At 48.0% G+C, this 12637-nt stretch carries 12 protein-coding genes; 8 read left to right on the top strand and 4 right to left on the bottom strand.

The features are described 5' to 3' along the window. Positions 1–6: 6 nt before the first annotated feature. The gene (locus tag ACUHGC_RS06650) at positions 7–1368 is read left to right on the top strand and encodes a DUF711 family protein (RefSeq protein WP_446832573.1); all 1362 of its coding nucleotides are present in this window, start codon (positions 7–9) and stop codon (positions 1366–1368) included. Between the two features lie 210 nt (positions 1369–1578). Here ACUHGC_RS06650 and ACUHGC_RS06645 read toward each other — a convergent pair whose 3' ends face one another. Together ACUHGC_RS06645 and rsmI are read right to left on the bottom strand one after the other, a co-directional pair. Beyond that, entirely contained in the window at positions 1579–2466 is an 888-nt protein-coding gene (locus tag ACUHGC_RS06645; protein WP_446834861.1) for an IS256 family transposase, variant Zn-binding type, read from the bottom strand. A gap of 195 nt (positions 2467–2661) precedes the next feature. Beyond that, positions 2662–3504, bottom strand: a complete 843-nt coding sequence (rsmI, locus tag ACUHGC_RS06640) for a 16S rRNA (cytidine(1402)-2'-O)-methyltransferase (protein ID WP_446832572.1) — start codon at positions 3502–3504, stop codon at positions 2662–2664. An 80-nt stretch (positions 3505–3584) separates the two neighbouring features. Here rsmI and ACUHGC_RS06635 point away from each other — a divergent pair, with 80 nt between their 5' ends. The 7 genes from ACUHGC_RS06635 to ACUHGC_RS06605 all read left to right on the top strand — a co-directional run bounded on the left by ACUHGC_RS06635 (position 3585) and on the right by ACUHGC_RS06605 (position 9704). Then, entirely contained in the window at positions 3585–5411 is a 1827-nt protein-coding gene (locus ACUHGC_RS06635) for a penicillin-binding protein activator (RefSeq protein ID WP_446832571.1), read from the top strand. 6 nt (positions 5412–5417) lie between these two features. After that, entirely contained in the window at positions 5418–5804 is a 387-nt protein-coding gene (locus ACUHGC_RS06630; protein WP_446834860.1) for a YraN family protein, read from the top strand. A gap of 37 nt (positions 5805–5841) precedes the next feature. Then, entirely contained in the window at positions 5842–6423 is a 582-nt protein-coding gene (locus tag ACUHGC_RS06625; protein ID WP_446834859.1) for a D-sedoheptulose-7-phosphate isomerase, read from the top strand. Between the two features lie 42 nt (positions 6424–6465). Continuing rightward, positions 6466–7062, top strand: a complete 597-nt coding sequence (dolP, locus tag ACUHGC_RS06620; protein WP_446832570.1) for a division/outer membrane stress-associated lipid-binding lipoprotein — start codon at positions 6466–6468, stop codon at positions 7060–7062. Between the two features lie 57 nt (positions 7063–7119). Further along, complete coding sequence (gene lolB, locus ACUHGC_RS06615) at positions 7120–7758, top strand: lipoprotein insertase outer membrane protein LolB (RefSeq protein ID WP_446832569.1); 639 nt, start codon at positions 7120–7122, stop codon at positions 7756–7758. Further along, on the top strand, positions 7746–8663 hold the full coding sequence (gene ispE, locus ACUHGC_RS06610; protein WP_446832568.1) for a 4-(cytidine 5'-diphospho)-2-C-methyl-D-erythritol kinase: 918 nt from the start codon (positions 7746–7748) through the stop codon (positions 8661–8663). Before lolB ends, ispE begins: the two co-directional genes overlap by 13 nt. A gap of 93 nt (positions 8664–8756) precedes the next feature. Further along, positions 8757–9704, top strand: coding sequence for a ribose-phosphate pyrophosphokinase (locus ACUHGC_RS06605; protein ID WP_446832567.1), 948 nt, complete (start codon positions 8757–8759; stop codon positions 9702–9704). A gap of 121 nt (positions 9705–9825) precedes the next feature. Here ACUHGC_RS06605 and pgi read toward each other — a convergent pair whose 3' ends face one another. Together pgi and alr are read right to left on the bottom strand one after the other, a co-directional pair. Beyond that, positions 9826–11472 (bottom strand): glucose-6-phosphate isomerase, encoded by a 1647-nt coding sequence (gene pgi / locus ACUHGC_RS06600; protein WP_446832566.1) that lies wholly within the window; start codon positions 11470–11472, stop codon positions 9826–9828. Between the two features lie 31 nt (positions 11473–11503). Further along, positions 11504–12637: an alanine racemase gene (alr, locus tag ACUHGC_RS06595; RefSeq protein ID WP_446832565.1), complete on the bottom strand. Its 1134-nt coding sequence runs from the start codon at positions 12635–12637 to the stop codon at positions 11504–11506.

The raw sequence follows: 12637 nt of genomic DNA, 5'->3' as shown, positions 1-12637 counted from the left end.
TTGAAGATGAACAACAATATTCAATCGTTCGAGATTTTAGAAACCTTGAAAATGGTGTCGGATCAGAATTTTGATGTGCGCACCATTACTATCGGGATTGACCTGCACGACTCTATCAGTGCTGATCTGGCAACGCTGAACCAAAATATTTACGATAAAATCACCACTGTCGGCAAAGATTTGGTGCAAACCGCAAAAGAGCTGTCGGCTAAATACGGCGTGCCGATTGTCAATCAACGGATTTCCGTTACTCCGATTGCGCAAATTGCCGCTGCGACTAAAGCGGATTGCTACGTGTCAATCGCCCAAACCTTAGATCGTGCCGCCAAAGCAATTGGCGTGTCGTTTATCGGCGGCTTTTCTGCCCTAGTGCAAAAAGGCATGAGCCCATCGGACGAGGCGCTGATCCGTTCGATTCCGGAAGCATTGAAATCGACCGATATTGTGTGCAGCTCGGTCAATATCGGCTCAACCAAAGCCGGAATTAATATGGACGCCGTGAAATTGGTGGGCGAAATCGTGAAACAAACCGCTGAAATCACGCCTGACGGCTTTGGCTGTGCCAAATTGGTGATTTTCTGTAATGCGGTGGAAGACAATCCGTTTATGGCGGGCGCGTTTCACGGTTCAGGCGAGGGCGATGCGATTATCAACGTCGGCGTTTCCGGCCCCGGTGTGGTGAAAGCTGCATTAGAAAATTCCAATGCACAAACCTTAACCGAAGTGGCGGAAGTGGTGAAAAAAACCGCATTTAAAATCACCCGTGTCGGCGAATTGATCGGGCAAGAAGCCTCTAAACGCTTAGGCATTCCGTTCGGCATTTTGGATCTGTCATTAGCCCCGACACCGGCGGTCGGCGACAGCGTGGCACGGATTTTAGAACAGATGGGTTTGAGCGTTTGCGGCACGCACGGCACCACTGCGGCATTGGCATTGTTAAACGATGCGGTAAAAAAAGGCGGCATGATGGCAAGCAGTGCCGTCGGCGGTTTAAGCGGAGCGTTTATTCCGGTGTCTGAAGACGAGGGCATGATTAAAGCAGCGGAACAAGGCGTGTTAACCTTGGATAAACTGGAAGCGATGACAGCGGTTTGTTCGGTCGGATTAGATATGATCGCCGTGCCGGGCTACACCACTGCCGCCACGATTTCCGGCATTATCGCCGATGAAGCGGCAATCGGCATGATTAACAGCAAAACCACCGCTGTGCGGATTATCCCCGTGCCAAATAAAGATGTCGGCGAAAGCGTAGAGTTTGGCGGGCTGCTCGGGTATGCGCCGATTATGCCGGTTAAACAAGGCAGCTGCGAAATCTTTATCAACCGCGGCGGCAGAATTCCTGCGCCGGTGCAAGCGTCAAAAAACTAAAACCGAAAAACCCAAAGTGCGGTCATCACAGATCAATCAGGATAGGCTTTTGCCTATCCTTTTTTAGGCATAGTAGACAAAAAGGTTGGTAATTTTTCAGGCGCAATACCCTATTTTTATTAGGCATAGTAGCCAAAAATGTGGCTGATTTTGAGATCTAAGCTTCTATTAGACATTTTTGTGGCTACTCCTCTTAAAGCGCTAGTTTTTCTAGCTCTTTTTATTCAAAAAATCCTGTATAAACATAATCTTATTCCTTCGGTTTAGTCCATTATGAACGGATAATTTCTGCTTTAAATCCTTAAACAGCCCTTCCAGCCGATTTGTCGTTTTTTCTATCCGTAACTCCGGGTATTTTTCAAAGACAAACAAGTAATCCATATAGCGTTTAATACTGGCATAAGCCCCTCTCAATTTGCGATGTTTATAAGGAAATTTACCCTGATTATCGGGTATATCAGACCGTTCTTCTAAGTAAGCTTTATGCTGCAAAAACCAGTGATGCAAACGGACATAAAAGTCATTTTTGTGACTCTGCTTGAGTGTTTTAACCATTGTTTTCAGTTCCTTTCCGGCAACGGATTTAGGGTTTCTCGTCAGCTTGCGAATCACCATTGCAACAAGGTGAAATTGGCACATTTGGGTTGGCGTATTAAATATATCTTTCAATAAGCCCCGTCGCCCATCGCAAGTAATAGATTGAATAATAAATCCTTTTTTACGCAATCGATTGATGGCTTTGGTATAGTAAATGTCCTTTTCGGTACGAACGATTTGGTGGTAAATCACCTTTTTTGAGCGGGAATCCATTATGACTAATACGCCGAATTGTCGCCCGAAAAAAGTGACATCCATAATAAGATTCAACATTGTGGTTTGCGGTGTGCTGAGTGGCGTTTTAGGGGCTTTTTTCAGGTGCCTTTGGATAGTCCTGACCGAACAATCATAGGTTAACGCAAGCTGCTTATACGTCTGTTTTCCGACGGTGTAATCGTGCCAGATTTGGGCGGATTGAAGGTAATTTGTGTGAGAATATGTCCGTAAACAATCCAAGCATTTATAGCGTTGCTTGCCTGAATTTTTACCGTGTTTTTTAATGTGTTCTGAACCACAGAAATAGCAATTTTTTGGTCATTTTAAAAAATCTCACTTAACGCCTTATTCTATAAGGGATTAAGCGAGATTTCAGCCACATTTTTGTCTACTATGCCTTTTATTAAGAGATCCTGAATAAACACAATCTTATTTCTATAACTTAGTCCGTTAGTAACCTCTAATTTCTGCTTTAGCTTTTTAAAAATTTTCCAACCCAAACTGATACAACCCATTCTTTTTATAACCGTAGATCTCGGCGACGATCGCAGCGGCTTTTTTCAGTGGTAGCTCTTGGCTGATCAGTTTCAGCGCTCTGATTGCTTCGTTGGAAAATACCGGTTGCTCGACCGCACTTTGCCCCTCGACCACCAGCACCATTTCGCCTTTGGTGCGGTTATCATCTTGTTGTAGCCAATCTAGCAAGTTTTCTAATTTATCGCCGTGAATGGTTTCCCAGGTTTTGGTCAGTTCGCGTGCCAGCACTACATAACGTTCGCCGCCCCACACGGTTTGCATATCTTGCAGGCTGTCAAGAATGCGATGGGGAGATTCATAAAAAATCAAGGTGCGGGTTTCGGCTTTTAATGCCTCAAACTTATCGCGTCGCGCTTTGCTTTTTGCCGGTAAAAATCCTTCAAAGCAGAAACGATCGGAAGCAATCCCTGCTGCGCAAAGTGCGGTTATCGCCGCACAAGCCCCCGGGATCGGCACAATTTTAATCCCCGCTTGACGGCAATGGCGCACCAAGTGAAAGCCCGGATCGCTGATTAACGGCGTACCGGCATCGGAAATCAGTGCGATATTTTCCCCTTGTTGTAAACGCTGCAACAACACTTCAGCTTTTTGTTGTTCATTATGATCATGCAGCGCAAACAGCGACTTCTTGATGCCGTAGTGGCTGAGCAACAAGCCGCTGTGGCGGGTATCTTCTGCCGCAATCAAGTCAACTTCGCTGAAAATAGCCAAGGCACGCTGGCTGATATCCTGCAAATTTCCAATTGGCGTGGCTACGATATATAAAATTCCTGATTGATTATCCATAATTTATTACGTCTTTGATTGATTTTCGTGCTTGAGATAAGTAAGATCCTAAATGCTATTCTAACGAATTTGGAGCTGCTATGCCTAATATTAATCTCTCTAACAGCAATATTCTGCGATATTTCAATATCAAACACCTGTTAATGCCGTTTTTCATGGTGTTATTTTTATCCGCTTGTAACGTCGATCTGTTTTCCGGATCGTCCGGCACGATCTTACAACGCGACGCTAACGCCAGTTCCGAGTTTTATTTGAACCGTGCCGAACAAGCTAAAAATAAAACCGAGAAAGACAACTATCAGCTTTTGGCTGCCCGCGTGTTATTGACCGAAAATAAAATGCGTCAGGCTGAAGTCCTGTTGGCTTCGTTGCAAGGGTTAGACAAAGAGCAAACGTTAGATAAAAACTTGTTGCAAGCGCAGATTTATGCCAACAAGCGCGCTAACAGCAATGCCACTGCCGCTTTGCAAGGCGTGGCTTTCAATCAACTGAGCAATTCGCAAAAAGCCCGTTACTACATTACACAAGCGAAAATTGCCAGCAATCAAAATAATCTGACTGAAGCAGTTAGATCGTTAGTATTTGCCGATCAAGTGATCACCGACACCGAACGCAAACAGCAAAATATCAATAATATTTGGAAATTACTGCGTTCCGGTAATGCTACTACTCTGCGCAATATCGCGCCGGAAAGCGGCGACATCGCACTGAACGGCTGGTTATCGTTAATCAATGCCTATAACAGCAACATTTCACAACCGGAAAATTTACGCAATGCGGTGCAAAGCTGGAGAACTGCTTACCCAAGCCACAGCGCGGCATATTTATTGCCGACCGAGATTCAAGATGCGTTAAATTATCAACAAGTGGCATTGAACAACATCGCACTACTGTTGCCAACCAGCGGTAACGCACAGCTCATCGGCAGCACGATTAAACGCGGTTTTGACGATGCGCGTGGCGGAAGTGCGGTTCAGGTGACCACTTATGACACCACCACAACCCCGATTTCCGATATTATCGCTCAAGCAAAAGCCAGCGGCGCACAAGCGCTGGTCGGTCCGTTAATTAAAAACAATGTCGATTCCATGCTGACAAGCGACACCTCCGGTTTACAAGTATTGGCGTTAAATTCAACCGCTAACGCTCAGCCGATTGCCAATGTTTGTTATTACGGTTTGTCGCCGGAAGCAGAAGCTCGCTCCGCCGCCGACAAAGTCTGGAATGACGGCGTGCGCAATCCATTGGTGATCGTGCCGCAAAACGATTTGGGACAACGCACCGCCTCCGCATTTAATTTGCGCTGGCAGCAACTGGCGGCAACCGACGCCACCACCCAGTTCTACAACACGCCGAATGATATTTTAGCCGCGTTGCAAAACGGTTTGGGCAATTCTCAAAGCGAACAACGCAGCGAAACCATTGCCGCGATCACCGGCGCCAATGTACAAACCAGCGGCTACACCCGTGAAGATATCCAAGCGCTATATATCGTTGCCAACAGCGGCGAATTGTTGGACATTAAAAATACCATCAACAATTCCGCTTACGGACGCGGCTTGAAACTGTATGCGTCTTCCCGCAGTAACTCGCCGAATAACGGACCAGATTACCGCTTAACCATGGAAGGATTGAAATTCAGCGACATTCCATTCTTAAGCGACACCCAAAATAGCCAATACAGCCAAATTGCAAGTGCAACCGGCGGCGATTATTCGATGATGCGTCTGTATGCAATGGGATCTGACGCTTGGTTGTTAATCAATAAATTCAATGAACTTCGCCAAATTCCGGGCTACACCATTAACGGGTTAACCGGTAAATTAAGTGCGGACAACGGTTGTAATATCGATCGTGAAATGACTTGGTTTGAATACCAAGGCGGGCGTGTTCGCGTATTGAATTAATCCGTGATTGAAAAACTGTTTAACAAAAGAAAACAAGGCGCGCAGTATGAATTTCAGGCGCGCCTCTTTTTGCAGCGGCAAGGGCTGAAATTTATTGCCGCCAATCAAACTTTTCGCTGTGGCGAGCTGGATTTAGTGATGTCGCACGGCAACACCATCGTATTTGTCGAAGTGCGGCAGCGCAGCAATAACCATTTTGGCAGCGCTGTAGAAAGCGTTTCCGGCAGCAAGCAACAACGTTGGATTCGGGCGGCGGAAGCTTGGCTGAATCAACGCCAACAAAGTCTGGAAAATTGCGACTGCCGATTTGATCTGATCACCTTTGATCAAGACCCGCAAAGTGCGATAGAACCTGAATGGTTTCAACATTTTATTGAATTTAATAATTACTGAATATATGAACGAACAAGCCTCTGTGTTAGACCAGCACTTGCTGGATAAAGTCAAAAATGCTTTTACCGAAAGCATTCAAACCCAAATTTCCGCCACCGAAAGCCTGCCCGATCTGATTGTGCAAGCGGCGGAGATGTTGGTTAGCTGCCTGCTGAACGGACATAAAATTATTGTCTGGGGGCAAGGGCGTTCCAATGCCACCGCACAATTTTTAGTCACCAATTTGGTGCACCGCTATCAGCTTGAACGCCCTAGCCTGCCGGCGGTTTTAATCGGCTTGGAGGGCACGCTCGGCGCTGCGGTGTTGGCAGATAGCAACCCGGAGCAGATTTTCGTGCGTCAATTTGAGTGCGTCGCTCAAGCGGGCGATATTCTTATCATCCTTTCTCCGCAGGGGCGTGACGAGTCGATTTTAAATTTGATCCACTCCGCCAACAGCAAAGATCTGCCGATTATCACCCTCACCGGCAGACAAAACGATCACATTCGCGGCGCGCTGGGCGAGAACGATTTAGACATCTCCATTCCGGCGCAAAAAGAGAGTCGGATTATCGAAAATCACCTGTTGGTTATCAATATTTTATGCGAGTTGATTGAATATCGGCTCTTTTCCCATTAAGATGGACGAAATTTCACGTTATGGATTTTACGGAGAATGAAAATGCAATTAACCCGCACTACTTCACGCTTTATTAAATTAGCGATCTTACTGGGAGCAACCGTTGGTTTACAAGCTTGTATCACCACTGCCGTGGTCGGCACTGCCGCCGTTGCCACCAAAGTGGCGACCGATCCACGCACTGCCGGCACCCAAATTGACGATGAAACGCTGGAAGTTCGCGTTTCGTCCGCATTGAATAAAGATGCCGAGATTAAAGAAACTGCACGCATTAATGTTGTTTCATATAATTCACGTGTGTTGTTAATCGGGCAAGTACCGAACGAATCGCTGAAAGAAACCGCCAAAAATCTTGCCAGCGGCGTGGAAGGTGTGACCGATATTTATAATGAAATCCGAGTCGGCGAAAAAATCAGCTTCGGGCAAATCAGCCAAGACACTTGGATCACCACGCGGATCAAATCTAAATTGCTAGTCAATTCCCAAGTGAAATCGACCGATGTGAAAGTGATCACCGAAAACGGCGAAGTATTCTTGATGGGCAGCGTAACCGAAGCGCAAGCCAATGCCGCCGCAGAAGACGCCCGCTATGTCGGCGGTGTTTCCAAAGTGGTTAAAGTCTTTTCTTATATCAATTAATCAAATCGATGTCGGTTGTTTTCAGCCGACATCTTTTTTTAGCAGAAGGATTCCGATTTGAAAAACCGTATCATCGTCCGCCGCAGATTCACCTCTCTGGCATTAACCGCACTTGCCGCACTGATCTTAAGCGGCTGTGTCAGCGAGCCACTAACGCCGGTCGTTTACGGCGATAAAAATTCACCACAATGGCAGCAACAACTGCAACAATTGAAACAAATCACCAGTTACCGCAGCAACGGACAGCTAGGCTATATCAGCCCTGAAGAGCGGTTTTCCACCCGTTTCGACTGGCAATTCGTCAATGATCAGAACTATCAGCTGCACCTTGCGTCGGCATTAAGCAACTCAACCCTGACCTTTCGGATGACCCCGAACGGCTTGGTGGTGAGCGACAACAAAGGCAATGCACGCGCGGCAAGCGACGCACAGGAATTGCTGAAAGAAATCGTCGGAATGGAATTTCCAATCCAGTTATTCAGTTATTGGTTAAAAGGACAGCCACAAGGCACTGCTGATTATAACATTAATCAAAACAACCAATTAGCCGAATTAAATTATCTATTGAACGGGCAACGCTGGTCGGCGACCTACTCCGAATATTATTTGCAACAACAACCGCCTCTGCCTAAAGACATCTTGATTCAAGGCGATCAGCAACAGCTTAAAATCCGTGTTGACGAATGGAAATTTTAAATCCGGTAAAATCCGCGGCAGATTATAGGGTTAGCACCGCACTTGCACGGCATGGAGAGGCGAATCGCTACCCTTGCCCGGCAAAACTCAATCTGTTTTTGTATATCAACGGACGACGTGCCGACGGCTACCACGAGCTGCAAACGCTGTTTCAATTTTTAGATTATGGCGATTGGTTAAGTGTCAATTTGCGCCGTGACGGGCAAATTCGAGTAACGCCGGTGTTGGAAAATCTCCCTTGTGAACAGAATTTGGTGTATCGCGCCGCGAAACTGCTGCAGGAACACAGTGGCTGCAAGCTGGGTGCGGATCTGCATTTAGATAAAATTTTGCCGATCGGCGGCGGGGTCGGCGGCGGTTCGTCCAATGCCGCAACCGCACTTGTGGCGTTAAATCACCTTTGGCAGTTAAATCTGGATGTCGAGAGCTTAGCCAGATTAGGCTTGAGTTTAGGCGCCGACGTGCCGATTTTCGTGCACGGGCAGGCGGCGTTTGCCGAAGGTGTCGGGGAAAAACTGGTTGATTGTGAACCGGCGGAAAAATGGTATTTAGTGCTAAAACCCGCAGTTTCGATCTCGACCGCCGTGGTGTTTCAAGATCCGAAATTGCCCCGCAACACGCCGAAAAAAAGTTTAGCCCAGTTACTAAGTGAAGATTTTGCCAATGATTGCGAAAAAGTTGTCAAGGATCACTATCCAGAGGTTGAACAGTGGCTCAACTGGTTGCTACAATATGCACCTGCCCGTTTAACCGGAACCGGCGCCTGCGTTTTCGCCGAATTTAACCGTCGCGAATCGGCTGAGACCGTATATAAACAATTACCGAATGATGTAACCGCCTTTGTCGCCCAAGGCATGAACCGCTCGCCATTACAGCGTTTTTTAGCCGAAGCAAGCCGAACGTGAACCGCGACAACTGCGATGAGAATACTGACGAGATAGAATTTCACAGATTGCCGAGCAATCACAATTTATCAATATCCAACTTGGGGTTAAAAAATGCCTGACATGAAGCTTTTTGCCGGCAACGCCACACCGGCGCTGGCCAAAAAAATTTCCGAACGTCTCTACACATCACTTGGTAAAGCCACCGTTAGTCGTTTCAGCGACGGCGAAATCAATGTGCAGATCAATGAAAATGTGCGCGGCAGCGATGTTTTCATAATCCAATCCACTTGTGCGCCGACCAATGATAACCTGATGGAATTGATTGTGATGGTCGATGCGCTGCGTCGAGCGTCTGCCGGGCGGATCACCGCGGTAATTCCATACTTCGGCTATGCCCGTCAAGATCGCCGCGTGCGCTCCGCGCGTGTACCAATCACCGCCAAAGTGGTTGCCGACTTCCTGTCTAGTGTCGGGATCGACCGCGTGTTAACTTGCGATCTGCACGCCGAACAAATCCAAGGCTTTTTCGATGTGCCGGTTGATAACGTATTCGGTTCACCGGTGTTGATCAACGACATCATCAAAAAATCCGATCTAGTCAATCCGATCGTGGTTTCACCGGACATCGGCGGCGTGGTGCGCGCTCGCGCGGTTGCCAAATTGCTGAACGACACCGACATGGCGATTATCGACAAACGCCGTCCGCGCGCTAACGTGTCGCAAGTAATGCACATTATCGGTGAAGTTGCGGATCGCGACTGTATTCTGGTCGATGACATGATCGACACCGGCGGCACATTGTGCAAAGCCGCAGACGCCTTGAAAGAGCGTGGCGCACGCCGCGTATTCGCTTACGCCACCCACCCGATTTTCTCCGGCAACGCCGCACAAAATATTGCCGACGGTGCAATTGATGAAATCGTGGTGACAGACACCATTCCACTGGCGCCGGAAATCGAAGCGTTAAACAAAGTGCGGGTGCTGACCCTGTCCGGTATGCTCGCCGAAGCCATCCGCCGCATCAACAACGAAGAATCCATTTCGGCGATGTTTGATTAAGCCTTTGCGATTCCACGAAAAGACCGCACTTGCGGTCTTTTTGTTATAGCTAAGCCAAATCTAGCTACAAAAAACGGCTGCCGAAGCAGCCGTTTGAAACGAATTTACTCAAAGTGCGGTTTTAACGCCATGCTTTGAAACGATTGATTAAACCGTTGGTGGAGCTATCGTGTGAGCTGATTTGCTCACTGCTTTCCAGTTCCGGCAAAATACGGTTTGCCAACTGTTTGCCCAGTTCCACGCCCCATTGATCGAAGCTGAAAATATTGAAGATCACGCCTTGCACAAAGATTTTATGTTCGTACATTGCAATCAATGCGCCTAAGCTGAACGGAGTGATTTTTTGCAGTAGAATCGAGTTGGTCGGGCGGTTGCCTTCGAACACTTTGTAAGGCACGATGTACGCCACTTCATCTAATGATTTTCCTGCATCCAAAAACTCCTGTTCGACCACTTGCTGGCTTTTGCCGAATGCCAAGGCTTCAGTTTGTGCAAAGAAGTTCGACAACAATTTGGCATGGTGATCCGCCAGCGGATTGTGCGTTTGCGCCGGAGCGATGAAATCGCATGGAATACGTTCGGTGCCTTGATGGATCAATTGATAGAATGCGTGTTGTCCGTTAGTGCCCGGTTCGCCCCAGATAATCGGGCCGGTTTGGTAGCTGACTTTGCTGCCGTCGCGCGCCACGAATTTGCCGTTTGATTCCATGTTACCTTGTTGGAAATAAGCGGCAAAACGGTGTAGATATTGATCATAAGGCAAAATCGCTTCCGATTCCGCACCTAAGAAATTACTGTTCCAAATGCCGATTAATGCCAGCGTGGTTGGAATATTTTGCTCAATTGGCGCAGTGCGGAAATGGTTATCCATTGCGTGCGCGCCGCTTAATAATTGTTCGAAATTGTCAAAGCCGATCGACAATGCAATCGACAAACCAATCGCCGACCACAGCGAATAACGTCCGCCGACCCAATCCCAAAATTCAAACATATTGTCGGTATCGATGCCAAATTCCGCCACCGCTTTGCCGTTGGTTGACAGCGCGGCAAAATGTTTAGCAACGTGTTTTTCATCTTGGGCGGTTTGCAAGAACCAATCGCGCGCCGATAAGGCGTTGGTCATGGTTTCTTGGGTGGTAAAAGTTTTGGAGGCAACCAGCACTAGCGTGGTTTCCGGATCAACTTTTTTCAGGGTTTCGGCAATGTGCGTTCCGTCCACGTTAGATACAAAGTGCATATTCAGATGATTTTTATACGGACGCAGCGCTTCGGTCACCATGTATGGTCCTAAATCCGAACCGCCGATGCCGATATTGATCACATCGGTGATCGCTTTGCCGGTATAACCTTTCCATTCGCCGCCGATCACACGCTGACAGAAATCTTTCATTTTTGCCAACACCGCGTTGACTTCCGGCATCACGTCGTTGCCGTCAACCAGCACCGCTTGATTGCTGCGGTTGCGAAGTGCGGTATGCAGCACCGCTCGGTTTTCGGTACGGTTAATTTTTTCGCCGCCGAACATCGCTTCAATCGCTTGCGGGAGTGCGCATTCGTTTGCCAGTTGGCGCAGCAGGTTCAGAGTGTCTTGGTTGATCGGATTTTTAGAAAAATCGACCAGAATCTCGTTATTAAATTCCAGCGAATAACGTTCAAAACGGGCATTATCCTGTGCGAACAATTGCGCAATGGTGACCGCTTGCTGTTGTTGTTTGTGGGCTTCCAGCGCTTGCCACGCTTTGGTTGTGGTCGGGTTAATATTTTGCATCTCAATACCTCTGTTAGTTAAATTGTATTCGTTATTGATATTCAGTAATAACTCTCGGTGTTAATTTGGTGACCAGCTCATAGCTGATCACCCCGATATGTTGTGCTACTTCCTCAATCGGCAGCAGATTGCCGTCGGCATCGCCGCCCCAAAAAATCACTTCGTCGCCCACCTGTGCCGCGTTGTCAGCCCCCAGATCGACGGTGATCATGTCCATCGAGACTTTGCCGACAATCGGCACGCGTTTGCCGTTGATCAGCACCGGCGTATTCGGCGGCACGTCGCGCGGGTAACCGTCGCCATAGCCTAACGCAATTACCCCGATTTGGGTATCTTTTTCGCTAACCCAACTGCCGCCGTAGCCGACCGGCTCTCCGGCTTGGTGCTTACGCACCGCGATCAGGCTTGAACTCAAACACATTGCCGGTTGCAAACCGTATTCGCTTGCCAAATGTTCATTGGTCGGCGAAATGCCGTATAAAATAATTCCCGGACGCACCCAATCAAAATGCGAGTCACGCCAGTACAGAATGCCGTTCGATGCGGCTAGGCTGCGTTCACCCTCTTTTCCGGCAGTAGCTTGTTCAAATTGCATCAACTGTTTTTCCGAATAGCCGCAGCTTAGTTCTTCGGCTCGGCTGAAATGGCTGACAAAGTGAATCGGTTGCTGCACGATCGCGCACGCCTGCAAACGCTGATAGACAGTTTCGACTTCTGCTAACGGTACACCCAAGCGGTGCATTCCACTGTCGATTTTGATCCAAACTTTTATTTTTTTATCTAATACTAGATCGGACAAAACCGCACTTTGTGCCGCGGCTTCGAGCGCTTGCAGCTGGTATTCGCTGTGAATCACGGTTTGTAGCTGATGTTCCGCCAATAGCGGCAAATCGTCGGCGTTAAAAAAGCCTTCCAGCAATAAAATCGGTTTGTCGATGCCCTGCGCCCGCAATGTGAGCGCTTCGCTTAAACGCGCCACGCCGTAGCCGTCCGTCTGCTCGACGACCGCACTTGCCACCGGCGCCAAGCCATGCCCGTAGGCGTTGGCTTTCACAATCGCTAAAATTCGGCTGTTCGGCGCAATCTGTTTCACGCGCTGTAAATTATGGCGCAACGCTGCGGTTGAAATGGTTGCGGTCGCCGTTTTGATTTGTTTTTTTGTCAT

This window comes from Testudinibacter sp. P27/CKL/0425 (assembly GCF_052931395.1).
Note: the sequence above shows the minus strand (reverse complement) of the source record. Positions and strands in the feature narration are given on the sequence as shown.